The following is a 15,251-nucleotide window of genomic DNA, read 5'->3' on the forward strand; positions in this document are numbered from 1 at the left end:
GGTCGCTACCAATATTTTCGGAAGACCCCGACACCTTCCACCACCTTCACCCCCGGCGTGTCTTAAACCCTCACCCCACCCTTAAACCGGAAGAGCCATAATACCGGTGCGCAGGCTCGACAAATCAAAGTCTGCGAGATTCTCTAAAGCCAACTCCGCGATGAACATCGTTGGAACACCGTACAACGAGGTGCATTGATGTGTTTCGACGGTTTCCAGCGTCTTTTGGGGGTCGAAACTTTGGGCCGGGATGACCATGGTTGCACCATGTGTCGTCGCCGCCAGGTTGCCCATGACCATACCGAAGCAATGGTAGAACGGCACCGGAATGCAGATACGGTCTTGATCGGTGTATCGATTGATCTCACCGACGAAAAATCCATTATTCAAAATATTGCGGTGCGACAGTGTGGCACCTTTAGGAAAGCCCGTCGTCCCTGAGGTGTACTGAATGTTGATCGCATCGGTATTACTTAGCGTCGCTTGAATCTTGTGCAGCACCGTATCGTCAGCTTCGATGTCGAACACGTCATCCCATGATGCAGAGTTCATAATGATGACGCGTTCCGGCGAGCCGAATTCTTCTTGGAAACGTTGGATCATCCGTGGGTAGTTGGCCGTCGGCACCTCTTCAGAGGAGATCAGTGTGGTGATACCCGCTTGTTCTAAGACGAAGTTCAGCTCATGCTGACGGTAGGCGGGGTTGATGTTGACCATGATCGCACCCAACTCGGCAGTCGCATACTGAACCATCGTCCATTCCCAGCGGTTCAACGACCAGATACCCACTCGTTCGCCAGCTACCACGCCGGCCCGGTGCAAGCCAGTGGCAAGGCTCCGGACGTCGGCAAAAAACTGCTCGTATGTCCACTGTCTTTGCGACGCTGCATCGATGAGCGCAATATTTTGTGGGTACTTGGCGGCCGTTTGCGCAAGATTGACGGAAATCGTATCTTCGATCAAGGCAACGTCCGTGGGGCCTGCGGCATAGGAATACGTGAGTTGTTCTGTCATAACCAGCTTCCTCGACGACGGGGGTGATTCGACCATCAATCTAACAAAGTGTGAGCGGCCTCACCATAATATCTGGTCGACCTATTCTGTAGGCGCTGCATAGATTGCGTCGATCGCCATCTGGGGCAGCATTTTTTTGAGATCTGACAGAAAATTACCGGTCTGCTTTCGTTTGGCCAACCCCCTAAAGGAGTGACCCGTTGAGTTGATGAGCCCAAAGAGCGCATGGGCGCGCACCAATCGCTGATCATCGGATTCCTGTGGATGCACCGCTTGCATGGTCCGAACCCAAATATCGATGTATTCACGCTGGGTGCGCCGGATTTCGCGCTGTGTGTTCTCCTCGACAGCCGCCAGGTCACGATCCTGGACGCGGATCACATCTGGAGATGTCAACGCAAAATCAGTTTGCAGTGCAACCAGCTGCTCTAACCGACAAAAGGTGTCGTCATATTGCGCCTCGATCGCCTTACCCTGAGTCAATAGGTAGGAGCTGGCCTGCCCAATGAGGGCGCCGAGCATATCTTGTTTGGACTCAAAGTGGCGGTAAATCGCCTGTCCGGTCACTCCAACTTCCGCGCCAATTTCGTCAAGGGACACGGAAGCGAAGCCCCGGTCGGAAAACAACCGTCCGGCGGCTGCCAAGAGTTGCTCCCGGCGTTTTTCTTTTTCCAACTGGCGTTGGGTTTTGACCCCGCCGTTCTGTGAATTTATCTCGGTACTAGACAAATGCAACCTCCGTCACTATTCTGAATCTCAGTTAGTCACCATAAACTGAAATTTTCGCTGCGTCCACTCTTTCAGGAGAATAATGCAACAGCTGATCACACAGGTTGATGCCAACTCCGAGCAATATCAAACAAACTTTACCCACCACGACCACCTGCGCCAACAACTGCGCGACCGCGTGGCTGAGGTGGCTAAAGGTGGCTCGGAACGCGCTCGTCAACGTCACCTCGACCGCGGTCGGCTCCTCCCACGTGAGCGCGTACGTCGCGTTCTCGACCCGGGCTCTCCGTTTTTGGAGGTTGGCTCACTGGCGGCCTTTGGCATGTATGACGATGATGCCCCGGCGGCCGGTCTGATCGCTGGGATCGGATTAGTTGAAGGCCGTTACGTCATGATCGTATGCAATGACTCCACGGTCAAGGGCGGCACCTATTATCCGATGACGGTCAAAAAGCACCTGCGAGCGCAAGAGATCGCCATGGACAACGCGCTCCCCTGCCTCTATCTGGTGGATTCCGGCGGTGCTTTCCTCCCAAGACAAGATGAAGTGTTCCCAGATCGTGACCACTTCGGTCGAATCTTCTACAATCAAGCCCAACTGTCTTCCCGTGGGATCCCACAGATTGCGGCCGTCTTTGGCTCGTCAACAGCCGGTGGCGCATACGTCCCGGCCATGAGTGACGAATCGGTGATGGTGCGCAATCAGGGTACGATTTTTCTGGGCGGCCCGCCCCTGGTGAAAGCCGCCACGGGTGAGGTCGTGACCTCAGAGGAACTCGGCGGCGCCGAGGTTCACACCTCGACTTCGGGGGTTGCCGATCATATCGCTGAGAACGACGATCACGCGCTGCAAATCCTCCGCAATATCGTCGAGACGCTGCCCGAGACCCCATCTCGGATCTGGCGCAAGCTGGACGCATGCGAACCTGCTCACGATCCGGCGGGCATAAGCGGTGTCACCCCCACGGACCAGCACACGTCATTTGATGTCCGCGAAGTCATCTCACGCATCATCGATGCCGACACATTCCACGAGTTCAAGAAGAACTACGGCACCACGCTCGTGACCGGTTTCGCACGTATTGATGGGCACCCGGTGGGCATCATTGCCAATAATGGAATCCTGTTCTCCGAGTCCTCGCTCAAAGGCGCTCATTTTATTGAGCTCGCCGACCAGCGTGGCATTCCACTGCTGTTTTTACAAAACATCTCCGGTTTCATGGTCGGTCGGGATTACGAAGCCGGCGGCATTGCCAAGAACGGCGCCAAAATGGTCACCGCAGTCTCGACCACCCGTGTCCCAAAAATTACCGTGGTCATCGGTGGCTCATTTGGAGCCGGCAACTACTCGATGTGTGGTCGCGCCTACTCCCCACGTTTTTTGTTTATGTGGCCCAATGCGCGTGTCTCCGTCATGGGACCCGACCAGGCCGCAGCCGTGCTGGCAACGGTCAAAAGAGACCAGTACGATGCTGCAGGCGAAGACTGGTCACCGGAAGCAGAAGCCGAATTCAAACAACCCATTGTGGACCAGTACAACGAGCAGGGTTCTGCCTACTACTCGACCGCGCGTCTGTGGGATGACGGCATTATTGACCCGCAGGATACCCGCCGAGTCGTCGCCATGGCGCTCGATGTCTGTGCCCGTACCCCACTGGCTGACCCCCAATTTGGTCTTTTTCGGATGTGATTGATGTGCGACTCTTTTCTAAAGTACTCATAGCAAACCGCGGTGAAATCGCGATTCGTGTCGCCAAAACCTTGCACAACTTGGGCATCCGGTCTGTGGCGATCTATTCAGACGCGGATCAAGACGCCGCCCACGTTCGGTGTGCCGACCAGGCTATTCGACTCGGCGCGAGCTCGGCGGACTCCTACTTGAACCCTCAGGCGGTCGTCCAGGCAGCACTTGAGTCCGGCGCCCAAGCGATTCACCCCGGCTACGGTTTCATCTCTGAAAACGTCGACCTTGCCCGTGCTTGCCAGCAAGCTGGCGTCACGTTCATTGGGCCCAATGAACACGCGCTAGATGTCATGGGCGACAAAATTCGCTCCAAAAATCATGTGGCCACCGCCGGAGTGCCCATGGTCGATGGTGTATCCGAACCAGGGCTCAGCGACGCACAGCTGGTAGAAGCCACCAAGAACATGGCCTTTCCCATGTTGATCAAACCTTCGGCCGGTGGCGGCGGGAAGGGCATGCACGTGGTGGAATCGCACGACGAGCTGGCGTCGCAATTGGAAACCGCCCGACGCGTGGCCAAGGCGGCTTTCGGTGATGACACACTGCTGATCGAACAGCTCGTCCGAGCCCCGCGGCACATCGAAGTCCAGGTGCTGGCAGACACCCACGGCAACGTGATCCATCTCGGCGAACGCGAATGCTCGCTGCAGCGCCGTCATCAGAAAATTATTGAAGAAGCACCCTCCGTGCTGTTGACCGACGAAACCCGTGCCCGCATCGGCCAAGCTGCAGTCGATACGGCGAAGTCCGTGAACTATGTCGGTGCTGGGACCGTCGAGTTTTTGGTCTCCGACGCCGAGCCCGACAAGTTCTACTTTATGGAAATGAACACTCGACTCCAGGTAGAGCATCCGGTGACCGAAGAAGTCACGGGGGTCGACCTAGTCGAAGAACAAATCCGCATTGCCGCCGGTGAACCCCTGGCACTGCGACAAGAAGACCTCACGTTCACCGGGCATTCGATTGAGGCCCGGGTTTATGCAGAAACGCCTGCGGCTGGTTTTATGCCGTCCACAGGTACCGTCTTGCATCTCGCTGAGCCGGCAGGTTCTGGGGTACGCGTCGATTCTGGCCTGCGTGATGGTGCGGTCATTGGTACAGAATTTGACCCGATGGTGGCGAAGGTCATCGCCACCGGCACCGATCGGGCCCAAGCATTGGCCCGTTTAGAACAGGCACTGGATGAGATGGTGCTGCTCGGAGTCAACACCAACCTGGAATATCTGCAACATCTGCTGCGTGACGATGACGTCGTTGCCGGCAGGATGGACACCACCCTGGTGGAAGCCCGTCTGAATGACATGGTATTTGACACCCCGAGCGAAAAACACGCTCAGATCGCGGCACAGTTTATCCATCAAATTGTACAAGCGCCGACGTCAGCGTGGGAATACGACGGCTTCCGGCTAGCCGAGTCCGCACCGATCACCTATCGCGTCGACTACCCGGCAGACGAGCCGACACGATTCGACGTTGTGCTGCAGTCCAATACCCAACTCCTCCCAACCGGCGCTGTCAACGAGTTTGTCTACCGTGATGCCTCTGGCGTAGAAACCGTCACGGTGGCCGCCGAGGCACCCACATCACAAGGCACTCGAGTATGGCTGGCGTCCAATAATTTCACCGGCGTGGTCCTCGTGCTGGATCACAAAGCTCAGGTACTGGATATATTGGCCACGATGGAATCCGAAGAACGCGGCGTGGACCCACAGGTACGGGCTCCGCTGCCGGGCACGGTGACCGCAGTGCATATCGACGACGGTAGCGAGGTAGCTGCCGGCGATCCGGTCGTGACCATTGAAGCAATGAAGATGGAGCACCACCTCAAAGCACCCCTGGACGGCACCGCGGCAATTCACGTCAAGGATGGTCAACAGGTTCGACTCGACCAGAACATTTTAACAGTCACTGGCCACGATGCCGATGACGCCGACGACGCATAGCGTTGCGACGACGAAAGGCTTTCCACCATGTCACATGATCATTTACTCGATGAAGAACAACTCGCGCTCGTTGAAGGTGTTCGAGAATTCACGCAGCAGGTTGTCGCTCCGGTTTCAGCCCAACACGACAAAGAAAAGACCTTCCCTTATAAAGTGATCGCCGAAATGGGCGAAATGGGACTGTTCGGTCTGCCTATCCCCGAAGAATATGGTGGCCAAGGCGGCGACTACTTCACCCTGTGCCTCGCCCTGGAAGAACTCGCCAAGGTAGATCAGTCGGTTGCCATGACACTAGAAGCTGGCGTATCGCTGGGCATGATGCCCTTGCTGAAATTCGGCACCGAGGCACAAAAACAGCAATGGCTACCCTCGCTGGCCGAAGCAAAAAACCTCGCCGGCTTTGGACTCACTGAACCTGGCGCAGGTTCGGATGCCGGTGGCACCCAGACCAAAGCGACCTTGGACAATGGCACCTGGACCATCAACGGCAATAAAGAGTTCATTACCAACTCCGGAACCGACATCACCTCGATGGTTACCGTGACCGCTGTGACCGGCCAAGACGAGATTTCGACGATCATCGTCCCGACCGACACCCCTGGTTTTACCGCCGAACCAGCCTATGACAAGGTCGGTTGGAATGCTTCTGATACCCACCCGCTCACGCTCAATGACGTGCAGGTTCCAGAAGAAAATCTACTCGGTGAGCGTGGCCGTGGTTACGCGAACTTTCTGGGCATCTTAGATGAAGGCCGGATAGCGATTGCTGCAGTGGCCACCGGAGCGGCCCAAGGCTGTGTCGATGAATCAGTCGCTTATGCCAAGACCCGACATTCTTTTGGTCGTCCTATCGGCGACAACCAGGCAATCTCGTTCAAGATTGCTCGCATGCAGGCCCGGGCGTACTCCGCTCGAGCCGCCTATTACACCGCAGCAAAGAAACTCATCGCGGGTGAACCGTTCAAAACCGAAGCCGCAATTGCCAAAATGGTCGCCTCAGAAGCGGCCATGGACAATGCTCGTGACGCGACCCAAGTATTCGGTGGCTATGGTTTCATGAACGAAACGCTCGTTGCCCGACACTACCGGGACTCCAAGATCCTGGAAATCGGCGAAGGCACCACCGAGGTGCAACTCATGCTCATCGCCCGCTCTCTTGGACTCTAGGAACGATATGCCAGACAACCCAAAAATCATTGTGCAACGCGGACTGTACTTTGATGAAATCGAGGTCGGAGCCATCTATCAGCACGCGCCCGGCCGCACCGTGACCGAGTCCGACAACGTCGGATTCACGACGCTGACCATGAACATGCAGTCCTTGCACTTGGACGCACACTGGTCCTCTCAGCAGGAGTTTGGCCAACCGCTGGTCAATTCCATGTTCACGCTATCTACGATTGTTGGAGCCTCAGTTGCTCAACTGACACAAGGCACCATCGTGGCGAATCTTGGTTTTGAGGCGGTCAAGTTTCCCAAACCGCTCTACCACGGTGACACGTTGTACACGGAAACCGAGATTATCGATAAGCGCCTTTCCTCGTCACGGCCGGGCCAGGGCATCGTCTCATTCCGCCACATCGGCCGGGACCAACACGGCGACGTCGTGGCCGAATGTAGCCGCTCCACCTTGCTTTGGGAATCTGAAACGAAACACCGAGAGGCCACCGCATGACCACCTTCGATCTTGGACCAGCACTGCTGTTTGTACCTGCTGATCGTCCAGAACGTTATGCCAAAGCACTCGAACGATCCGATGCGATCATCATTGATCTAGAAGATGCCGTTGCTGTGCAGGATCGTCCGGCCGCACGTGAGGCATTGGCCAAGCACCTTGCAGCCATGGATGACGCCTCGGCTGCCCGAACTGTCGTACGTATCAATCCGGTCGAAGACCACGACTTCACGGAGGACGTCGCACTGTTATCCAACACAGCGGTCCGACACGTCATGGTGCCCAAAGTCGAAAGTCATCAGGGCGTGGATGAAGTTGCCAAGGCACTCGAAGGCGTTGGGCTCATCGTCTTGTGTGAGACAGCCGCCGGAGTGCTTGAAGCTGCCCGTATTGCTCAGCACCCGGCAGTAACCGCGTTAATGTGGGGCTCTGAGGACCTGATGGCATCCACGGGCGGCTCATCATCGAGGTTTTCCGACGGCACGTATCGTGATGTCCCCCGCTTTGCCCGGGCCCAAGTGCTCTTGGCTGCCGCAGCAGCTGGTAAAGCGAGCATTGATACGATCCATACGGATTTGTCGCCCACAGAACAGCTCGTTGCTGAAGCACAAGATGCGGTCGCAACCGGTTGGAGTGCAAAAGCGTGTATTCATCCAGCCCAGGTGGCTGTTGTCCGGGAGGCTTATACACCAACACCACAAGAGCTCGACTACGCTCAGGCCCTGCTGACCGAGGTGGACAACCACGGGGGTGTATTTCAGTTCCGCGGCTCAATGGTCGACGGGCCCCTCATTGCCCACGCAAAGATCGTGGTCGAACGTGCCCAGAAACTCGCCCGATCATCGCGCTAAGCTACCGCCGAGCTGTTTCAGTATTGCATCGACAATGGGCAGATCTGCGGGGATCCATTCCAGCGATTGCATCGCTGCCGCTGTGAGCTGCGCCCACTCGAGACGATCATGTTCGATCACCGGTCGAGGCACACCGGAAGTAACGACTGCGGTGTAGACGTGCATTCGCATACCATTATCGAGTTGCCAGCCAGCCTCTTCGGGCGCCACGATCAGGTCGAGGATTTGAATATCCACACCCAATTCTTCACGAATCTCGCGCAGCAGCCCGTCTGTCAGGGATTCATCGGGCTCCACTTTGCCACCGGGAAACTCCCAATACCCTGCCAGGGATTTTGGGGCTTTTCGCCGCGCTACCAACATGTGGGTTGGGTCAGTCGCGTCATCGAGAATGGCTGCGCCCACAACAACGGGCTCGGGCATAGTCGTTTGCATAGCATCTAGCTTAGTGCGTGAAGGCCATTTCTGATGGAGAACATTGGCAATGGCGCTGAAATGCAGAAACCCACCAAATATATTTCAGATTTGAAATACTTTTCATTGTACGCTACGCTAAGGATACTTCAGATTTTGAACAGTCTTCCTTAGGAGCATCCATGCAATTCGGTATATTCACGATTGGTGACATCACACCAGATCCCCATACTGGACAGGCACCATCTGAAAATCAACGCATCAAAGACACTGTCAAAATTGCTAAGCATGCCGAACAAGCTGGATTTGAAGTATTTTCGACCGGCCAGCACCACAACCCGCCGTTTGTCGCACCCGGGAACCCCCCGGTGCTCCTATCGTACCTCGCAGCCCAAACCCAAAATCTCATTCTGTCGACGTCCACGACACTGATCACGACCATGGACCCGGTCCGGTTGGCCGAAGACTATGCCTACCTACAGCACCTTGCTGATGGTCGCATGGATTTGGCCATGGGTCGTGGCAACACCGGGCCGGTCTACCCATGGTTCGGCAAAGATATTCGGCAGGGCATCCCGTTGGCAGTAGAGAACTACAACTTGTTGTACCGTCTGTGGCGGGAGATCGACGTCGATTGGGAAGGGCGCTTTCGTACTGCATTGCAACAGTTCACCTCGACGCCTCGGCCCCTGGATGACGTCCCACCGTTTGTGTGGCATGGTTCCATTCGCTCACCGGAAATCGCCGAGCAGGCGGCATATTACGGCGACGGTTTCTTCCACAACAATATTTTCTGGAACAAAGAACACGTTATCCAGATGGTTCGCTTATACCGTCAGCGCTACGAGTACTACGGCCACGGCAAAGCCCACCAGGCATATGTTGCGCTGGGCGGGCAGACCTTTATGCGCGAAAAATCCCAGGACGCGTGGGACGAATTCCGTCCGTATTTCGATAACGCGCCGGTCTACGGTCACGGCCCATCAATGGAAGACTTCACAAAGATGACGCCACTGACGGTTGGCTCGCCGGAGCAAGTTATCGAACGCACCCTGGAATTTCGACAGTGGGTAGGTGACTACCAGCGTCAAATGTTCTTGATCGACCATGCTGGTCTGCCGACAAAGACGGTCTTGGAGCAGATCGACCTCTTCGGCGAGAAGGTCTTGCCCGCACTACGCAAAGAGTTCGCGAAAGGTCGTCCAGATGACGTGCCAGACGCACCGACCCATCAATTCCTGAAAGAACGTCAGGCAGCGGGCCGTGCTCCCATCGCCGGTGGCGGCGAAGGCTCACAGGCATACCAGGAACGCCAGGAGGCAACGGAAGCCCAAAAAAAGTAACAATCTGCTGCAACCCAGTAGGATGGCATATCGGCAATGACGAAGGATTGATATGGAAACAGCATTCGAAGCGACGGATCCGTTTACTCCGGACACTCGACATATTGCGGTCATCGCTGCCGGATTGAGCGACCCGAGTTCAACCTCCATGCTGGCAAAACAGTTGGGAGAGGCAACAGCGGATACGTTGTCGGCACGGGGCTTTCGCCCCGAAATGCACCACTTTGAACTGCGTGACGTCGCAACTGACATCGCGGATTCGATGGTCACGTTTAGCCGCTCCGAACAGCTGAACGAAATGATCAATGAGGTTGAACAAGCCGACGGGATCATCACGGTGTCTCCGGTGTTCAAAGCATCCTATTCGGGTCTGTTTAAATCCTTCTGGGATTTGGTAGACAACGAGGCGCTCACCGGCGTGCCCATCCAACTTGGTTCTACGGGCGGTAGTCCGCGCCATTCTTTAGTCATTGATAATTCCATGCGTCCGCTCTTCTCGTATCTGCGGATGCGGGTGATGCCCACCGGCGTCTATGCTGCAACTGAGGATTGGGGTGCCGCGGGAGGCGCCGTCGGCGATGACCACCACTCGAATGTGGCGTATTTGAGTCGTCGTATCCAGCGTGCGGGTGACGACCTGGCGGATGTAGTTGCCCGTCTTGAGGCGCGTCCGCGACGCGCGAGCTCCCAACCAAAGGAATTGGAGGTGATTCCCTTTGACCAACTCCTCAACGGATTTGACGCCTGAACAGCTGCAGCAACCACTCGGCCCGGGGTTCCGCGTCTATTTTGAAACGACCGCACGGTTACTCGATCGTTTAGAGAAACGACTCAAACAGCGCTTGGGTCTCACGCTGAGTGAATATAACATGCTGCTCCTGCTGTCCGAGGCGCCTGAGGGTCAGATGCGGATGGGTCAGCTTGCTGACGCGATCGTCTTTTCACCGTCGCGGTTGACCTATCAGGTCAAAGTGCTGTCCGAACGCGGGCTGGTAAAAAAGGTGAAATGCCCACAAGACGGCCGTGCATGGCAGGCAGAGCTGACACCAGAAGGTCGCACGATGTTTCGTCGCGCTTCAGTCATCCACGCAAAGGGTGTGAAAAATCTGTTTACCGACGCGGTCTCTGACGAACAGTTGGCCATGGTGCACCAGACTTTTGGCCAGGTCGCAGCGAACCTTGACGAGGTCACCGAAGATTAACTAGCTCGCGGCGCCGAGCACGATTTCTACCGTATCGGCTCGGTGCGCAAGCAGTTCCTGATCGGCAATCAGAGACTGCAGTGTCGACAACATGAGCTTATTGCCTACCGCATCGGTCGGATCATGTGGTGTCGCGACGAGGGCAAGTTCTGGTCCTGCTCCCCCACCGGCAATCACGGTACCGTCGGATGTTTGAGTTGCCACACCACGGCCCGGGGCCATCGCAAGTTGTTTAAGGCCCGGAACGAGATCTGTCAGCGTGGAAAGCTCCCGGGCGATCTGGACATCCTCATAAGAGGGGGTCCAGTCTTTTTGTTGTGCCAGGGCGTAAACTTCAGGCCGCCGCACCACATAGGTGACGTGGGCGCCAGGGTCGATCACCACGAGCTCGTTGCCCTCATCGACCGCACTAAGACAAGCACGCGGCATCCATACTGCCACTGGACGGGCATCTTTGTGCCAAGCCGTGAGTTTGGGAATAGACGTAAACACAGGCAACGTCCCGCGTCCGTCAGCGGATTTCAACGATACCAGCGCAACATCGGATTCTTTATCAGATTCGATGGTGTGCGCATGGCCGTGCTCGTCATGGTGGGTATGGGACGTTGTTTCTGCAACGGTCGGGACCACTGCTGCAAACACCCTGATGTTCTCTAAGACTTTGAACACGTCTTTTTCATCGGCATTGCCGTCAATGAGATCCTGGCGAACTTTTGTCCATGCTTCATCTTCTAATCCGTCATCCGTGTCGAAGGCGTGCAGCGGGTTCGATGAGCCATCGATGCCCGTACCGGACAGATCGCGCCCTTCCCAGGCGGTCCCCGCCGAGTCTGTTGGCCGCCCGAAGGCATCACGGTGTTGTCGGGAGAGGTTGCGATCAATTGCTGCTTGAATGTGGCCTGGCAGCTGGGGGTTTTCCTGCATCGTGGATCTAAACGTCTTTCACCGAAGCTCCCGCTGCAACATGCAGTGCCTGCTGCAGCGTGAATTGTCCCGCATAGAGTGCTTTACCGATGATTGCACCTTCAATGCCCCGGTCAACCATGCTTGCCAACGTTGCAATATCTTCGAGGGTAGAAATACCACCCGAAGCTATAACCGGTTTGCCGGTATGTTCAGCAATCTGGCCGAGCAGCTCAGTATTTGGGCCGGTCAGTGTGCCATCTTTGGTGATATCTGTGACTACATACCGGGCACAGCCAGCTTCTTCCAGCTGCGCTAGCACGTCCCACAGGTTCCCGCCTTCTTCAACCCATCCACGGGTTGCAAGTTTTTGGCCCCGCACGTCAAGACCCACCGCGATTTTATCGCCATACTTGTCAATGACGCTTGCGGTCCATTCAGGATTTTCGAGTGCTGCGGTGCCGAGGTTCACGCGGGTCGCACCCATCGACAGGGCTTCCTCTAGGGATGCATCGTCACGTAGCCCACCTGACAGTTCAATTTTGATGCCGAGTTCTTCGGTAATCCGACGGATAATGTCGCGATTGTTCCCGTGACCAAAGGCTGCGTCGAGGTCGACGAGATGCAACCATTCGGCCCCTGCCTGTTGCCAACCGATCGCCGCATCAAATGGGTCACCGTAATTGGTGGCAGTGCCGTATTCGCCTTGTACGAGTCGGACCGCTTGGCCGTCCTGTACATCGACGGCGGGTAAAAGTTCGAGTGGTGAGGTCATGTTTCTCCAGTGTGTTAGTCAGCCCATGGGACGGTAAAGAATGCGGCGATAATTGCCAGTGCAGCCAAGATCACGAAGGTAATTCGCACCCAAATGGGCGCCTTTTGACGATGCAGGGACCAGGCACCCCCAAGTAAAATACCGCCGAGTGCCAGCAGCAGGGTGGACCACCAAGGCATCTATAACGTTCCTAACCAGTTGTTGAGCAGTGTCAGACCCGCAGTACCCGAGAGTTCTGGGTGAAACTGTACGCCGGTTAGCGGACCGTTCTCGACTGCAGCTATGAAGTCCCCACCGTAGCTTGCCCAAGACACTTGGGGTGGGAACATCGACTCATTTTCTTGCGTGAAGTTCCAATCCAGCACGGCGTAGGAGTGGGCGAAATAAAAGCGTTCGTCTTCAATTCCTGCAAACAGGTGGCTGTCGTGGGCCGGACGAACTTCGCTCCACCCCAGATGCGGCACGGTTTTAGAACGCAATTTTTCTGCGGTCCCTGGCCATTCGCCCATACCTTCATGGGCGCCGAATTCTGTCGATGCCTCAAATAACATTTGGTGTCCTATACACACCGCCAAGACTGGACGCCCACCTGCCACGCGCTGGCCCACCCAGCGCGGGATACTAAGGTTTTCCATGGCCGTTTTACACGCAGCAAACGCACCATTTCCTGGTAGGACCATCCCGTCGGCTTCGACGAGTTCTTTGCCGTCAGCAGTCACGACGACACGTGCCCCCTGGTGTTGCAGTGCATTAACCAGAGAACCCAGATTGCCGATGCCATAGTCAGCAATGGCAACGGTTGGATTGTCTTTGGTCACTACAGCGCACCCTTCGTGGACGGGATACCTTCTACTCTGGGGTCTTGTTCGATGGCTTGACGCAGGGCTCGGGCAAGAGCCTTGAACTGCACTTCGACAATGTGGTGTGGATCGCGTCCACGCAGCAAGTCGACGTGCACGTTTATTGCGGAGTGGAAAGTAAATGACTCGAAAACATGCCGTGTGAGCGCACCGGTAAAATGTCCGCCAATCAGATGGTAGATCTGAGCTTCGGACTCACCTTCGTGCACAAAGTATGGGCGGCCAGACAGGTCAACCACGGCGCGGGCGAGCGCTTCATCCATCGGGATGGTTGACTCACCATAGCGGCGAATGCCGCGCTTATCTCCGAGGGCGACTTTGAATACCTCGCCCAGGGTGATCGCGACGTCTTCGACAGTGTGGTGGACATCGATGTGCGTGTCCCCGGTTGCCTGAACGGTCAGATCCATCAGAGAATGCCGCGTTAGAGCATCAAGCATGTGGTCGTAGAACGGCACTCCGGTGGAAATGTCCGATGTGCCGGTGCCATCGAGGTCAAGCTCGACATAGACATCAGATTCTGACGTCGTTCGTGTCATCGAGGCTTTACGACCAGAGATCAGTTCAGCTGCCATTGAGGTCAGGAAGCTCCTTATTCGGCGGTTTTGGTATGCAAATTCATAGTCTAATTCGTACGCGGTAGTTGCAGGCTATTCTAGGCGGCGATTACTTCCCGCAGCGCAACGAGAAAGGCGGTCGTTTCTTCTGCGGTACCGGCAGTGACACGAAGGTGGTGTGGTATACCTACGTCGCGGATTAACACTCCGCGATCCAAGAGACCTTGCCAAACTGCATGGGCGTCCTCGAACCAGCCAAAAAACACGAAGTTTGAATCCGACACTGCCGGGCTCAGGCCCATCTGCTGGAGCTCATCGACGATGCGGTCACGTTGAGATTTGATTTCATCGACGGTCCCGAGCAGCACGTCAACATGTTTGAGTGCTGCATTGGCTGCTGCTTGTGTAATCGCTGATAAATGATACGGGAGCCGTACGAGCCGCAATGCATCCGTTACCTGAGGTGATGTCGCGAGGTATCCAAGCCGGGCCCCGGCGAGTGCAAATGCTTTGGACATGGTGCGTGAAATGATAAGCCGTTCGCGACCCGGCAATAATGTCAGCGCTGATTGGGTGCCATCCAAGGAGAACTCTTCGTATGCTTCATCAACGACAACCATGGTGTTGAATTCTTGACCAGCTTCATAGACGGCTTCCACCACATCCAGACCAAGTGCGGTACCGGTGGGATTATTTGGTGAGCATAGAAAGACGATATCCGGCTGGGTTTCTTTGACCTGTTGAGCCGCAGAGTTAGGCGTTAGCGTGAAATCTGCGCCCCGGAGACCACTGATGTATTCGGTATTCGTTCCCGACGCCAACAACGGATACATCGAGTAGGTCGGCGGAAAGCTCAAGACCCTGCGACCAGGTCCGCCAAATGCTTGCAGAACTTGCTGCAGTACCTCGTTGGATCCGTTGGCAGCCCAGATATTGTCTTGTGTCAGGCCGTGGCCGACATATGCCGCTAAACGTTGCCGCAGTTCAGTGAATTCACGGTCCGGATACCGGTTCAGCGAAGCAGCAGCCTCGTGGACGGCAGTGCCTATGGCGTCGGCAACACGCTGCGGCACCGGGTGAGTGTTCTCGTTGGTGTTGAGAAGGTGCTGCACTTCAAGCTGCGGTGCACCATAGGGTGATTGTCCGCGCAGATTGTCTCGAAGTGGCAGAGCTTCAAGGGCTGTAGTGTTCGCGTGTTCATGCTGATTCGTCACGGCTATAGCATAGCCGTGACGATACAC

Annotated in this window: 17 protein-coding genes; 8 read left to right on the forward strand and 9 right to left on the reverse strand. The window is 56.0% G+C overall.

What is annotated here, in order from left to right; translation table 11 throughout:
- Positions 1–81: 81 nt before the first annotated feature.
- Both ACYVJT_RS09020 and ACYVJT_RS09025 read right to left on the reverse strand, forming a co-directional pair.
- Positions 82–1,014, reverse strand: a complete 933-nt coding sequence (locus ACYVJT_RS09020; protein ID WP_343957692.1) for an AMP-binding protein — start codon at positions 1,012–1,014, stop codon at positions 82–84.
- Positions 1,015–1,095: 81 nt separating this feature from the next.
- Positions 1,096–1,743, reverse strand: a complete 648-nt coding sequence (locus ACYVJT_RS09025; protein WP_343957690.1) for a TetR/AcrR family transcriptional regulator — start codon at positions 1,741–1,743, stop codon at positions 1,096–1,098.
- Positions 1,744–1,825: 82 nt separating this feature from the next.
- On the opposite strand from ACYVJT_RS09025, the gene ACYVJT_RS09030 reads away from it, so the two are divergent.
- Genes ACYVJT_RS09030 through ACYVJT_RS09050 form a run of 5 tightly spaced genes read left to right on the forward strand, consistent with a single transcriptional unit; the run spans position 1,826 to position 7,956 of the window.
- Positions 1,826–3,433: a carboxyl transferase domain-containing protein gene (locus tag ACYVJT_RS09030; RefSeq protein ID WP_343957688.1), complete on the forward strand. Its 1,608-nt coding sequence runs from the start codon at positions 1,826–1,828 to the stop codon at positions 3,431–3,433.
- A gap of 5 nt (positions 3,434–3,438) precedes the next feature.
- Positions 3,439–5,430, forward strand: a complete 1,992-nt coding sequence (locus ACYVJT_RS09035) for an acetyl/propionyl/methylcrotonyl-CoA carboxylase subunit alpha (protein ID WP_343957685.1) — start codon at positions 3,439–3,441, stop codon at positions 5,428–5,430.
- A gap of 27 nt (positions 5,431–5,457) precedes the next feature.
- A complete protein-coding gene (locus ACYVJT_RS09040) occupies positions 5,458–6,597 on the forward strand; it encodes an acyl-CoA dehydrogenase family protein (protein ID WP_343957683.1) in 1,140 nt (379 codons plus the stop codon).
- Positions 6,598–6,604: 7 nt separating this feature from the next.
- Positions 6,605–7,105, forward strand: a complete 501-nt coding sequence (locus tag ACYVJT_RS09045) for a MaoC family dehydratase (RefSeq protein WP_343957681.1) — start codon at positions 6,605–6,607, stop codon at positions 7,103–7,105.
- Positions 7,102–7,956 carry an HpcH/HpaI aldolase/citrate lyase family protein gene (locus ACYVJT_RS09050; protein ID WP_343957679.1) on the forward strand — a complete coding sequence of 285 codons (855 nt, stop codon included), beginning with the start codon at positions 7,102–7,104 and terminating at the stop codon, positions 7,954–7,956. The genes ACYVJT_RS09045 and ACYVJT_RS09050 overlap by 4 nt, the downstream gene beginning before the upstream one ends.
- Here ACYVJT_RS09050 and ACYVJT_RS09055 read toward each other — a convergent pair.
- Entirely contained in the window at positions 7,945–8,391 is a 447-nt protein-coding gene (locus ACYVJT_RS09055) for a (deoxy)nucleoside triphosphate pyrophosphohydrolase (protein ID WP_343957677.1), read from the reverse strand. The genes ACYVJT_RS09050 and ACYVJT_RS09055 overlap by 12 nt on opposite strands.
- Positions 8,392–8,552: 161 nt before the next feature.
- Here ACYVJT_RS09055 and ACYVJT_RS09060 point away from each other — a divergent pair, with 161 nt between their 5' ends.
- From ACYVJT_RS09060 to ACYVJT_RS09070, 3 genes are read left to right on the forward strand one after another with little or no spacing between them, the layout of a single operon-like run.
- Positions 8,553–9,713 carry an LLM class flavin-dependent oxidoreductase gene (locus ACYVJT_RS09060; protein WP_343957674.1) on the forward strand — a complete coding sequence of 387 codons (1,161 nt, stop codon included), beginning with the start codon at positions 8,553–8,555 and terminating at the stop codon, positions 9,711–9,713.
- A gap of 52 nt (positions 9,714–9,765) precedes the next feature.
- Complete coding sequence (locus tag ACYVJT_RS09065; RefSeq protein ID WP_343957672.1) at positions 9,766–10,461, forward strand: FMN reductase; 696 nt, start codon at positions 9,766–9,768, stop codon at positions 10,459–10,461.
- A complete protein-coding gene (locus ACYVJT_RS09070; RefSeq protein WP_343957670.1) occupies positions 10,430–10,915 on the forward strand; it encodes a MarR family winged helix-turn-helix transcriptional regulator in 486 nt (161 codons plus the stop codon). The genes ACYVJT_RS09065 and ACYVJT_RS09070 overlap by 32 nt, the downstream gene beginning before the upstream one ends.
- On the opposite strand, the gene ACYVJT_RS09075 is transcribed toward ACYVJT_RS09070, so the two are convergent.
- The 6 genes from ACYVJT_RS09075 to ACYVJT_RS09100 form a co-directional block, all read right to left on the reverse strand.
- Positions 10,916–11,839, reverse strand: coding sequence for an SseB family protein (locus tag ACYVJT_RS09075; protein ID WP_343957668.1), 924 nt, complete (start codon positions 11,837–11,839; stop codon positions 10,916–10,918).
- Between the two features lie 7 nt (positions 11,840–11,846).
- Complete coding sequence (priA, locus tag ACYVJT_RS09080; protein ID WP_343957666.1) at positions 11,847–12,593, reverse strand: bifunctional 1-(5-phosphoribosyl)-5-((5-phosphoribosylamino)methylideneamino)imidazole-4-carboxamide isomerase/phosphoribosylanthranilate isomerase PriA; 747 nt, start codon at positions 12,591–12,593, stop codon at positions 11,847–11,849.
- 14 nt (positions 12,594–12,607) lie between these two features.
- The gene (locus tag ACYVJT_RS09085; protein ID WP_343957663.1) at positions 12,608–12,772 is read right to left on the reverse strand and encodes a CG2302 family histidine operon protein; all 165 of its coding nucleotides are present in this window, start codon (positions 12,770–12,772) and stop codon (positions 12,608–12,610) included.
- The gene (hisH, locus tag ACYVJT_RS09090) at positions 12,773–13,411 is read right to left on the reverse strand and encodes an imidazole glycerol phosphate synthase subunit HisH (RefSeq protein WP_343957661.1); all 639 of its coding nucleotides are present in this window, start codon (positions 13,409–13,411) and stop codon (positions 12,773–12,775) included.
- The gene (gene hisB, locus ACYVJT_RS09095; RefSeq protein WP_343957658.1) at positions 13,411–14,028 is read right to left on the reverse strand and encodes an imidazoleglycerol-phosphate dehydratase HisB; all 618 of its coding nucleotides are present in this window, start codon (positions 14,026–14,028) and stop codon (positions 13,411–13,413) included. The genes hisH and hisB overlap by 1 nt, the downstream gene beginning before the upstream one ends.
- A gap of 80 nt (positions 14,029–14,108) precedes the next feature.
- Positions 14,109–15,224, reverse strand: coding sequence for a histidinol-phosphate transaminase (locus tag ACYVJT_RS09100; RefSeq protein WP_343957656.1), 1,116 nt, complete (start codon positions 15,222–15,224; stop codon positions 14,109–14,111).
- Positions 15,225–15,251: the final 27 nt, after the last annotated feature.

The organism is Yaniella soli (genome assembly GCF_054782375.1).

What these genes read in the sequence shown, in the direction of transcription:
- ACYVJT_RS09045 (WP_343957681.1), top strand. Translation starts at nt 6,605, where the DNA reads ATGCCAGACAACCCAAAAATCATTGTGCAACGCGGACTGTACTTTGAT.
- ACYVJT_RS09050 (WP_343957679.1), top strand. Translation starts at nt 7,102, where the DNA reads ATGACCACCTTCGATCTTGGACCAGCACTGCTGTTTGTACCTGCTGAT.
- ACYVJT_RS09040 (WP_343957683.1), top strand. Translation starts at nt 5,458, where the DNA reads ATGTCACATGATCATTTACTCGATGAAGAACAACTCGCGCTCGTTGAA.
- ACYVJT_RS09060 (WP_343957674.1), top strand. Translation starts at nt 8,553, where the DNA reads ATGCAATTCGGTATATTCACGATTGGTGACATCACACCAGATCCCCAT.
- ACYVJT_RS09085 (WP_343957663.1), bottom strand. Translation starts at nt 12,772, where the DNA reads ATGCCTTGGTGGTCCACCCTGCTGCTGGCACTCGGCGGTATTTTACTT.
- ACYVJT_RS09030 (WP_343957688.1), top strand. Translation starts at nt 1,826, where the DNA reads ATGCAACAGCTGATCACACAGGTTGATGCCAACTCCGAGCAATATCAA.
- hisB (WP_343957658.1), bottom strand. Translation starts at nt 14,028, where the DNA reads ATGGCAGCTGAACTGATCTCTGGTCGTAAAGCCTCGATGACACGAACG.
- priA (WP_343957666.1), bottom strand. Translation starts at nt 12,593, where the DNA reads ATGACCTCACCACTCGAACTTTTACCCGCCGTCGATGTACAGGACGGC.
- ACYVJT_RS09065 (WP_343957672.1), top strand. Translation starts at nt 9,766, where the DNA reads ATGGAAACAGCATTCGAAGCGACGGATCCGTTTACTCCGGACACTCGA.
- ACYVJT_RS09055 (WP_343957677.1), bottom strand. Translation starts at nt 8,391, where the DNA reads ATGCAAACGACTATGCCCGAGCCCGTTGTTGTGGGCGCAGCCATTCTC.
- ACYVJT_RS09075 (WP_343957668.1), bottom strand. Translation starts at nt 11,839, where the DNA reads ATGCAGGAAAACCCCCAGCTGCCAGGCCACATTCAAGCAGCAATTGAT.
- ACYVJT_RS09020 (WP_343957692.1), bottom strand. Translation starts at nt 1,014, where the DNA reads ATGACAGAACAACTCACGTATTCCTATGCCGCAGGCCCCACGGACGTT.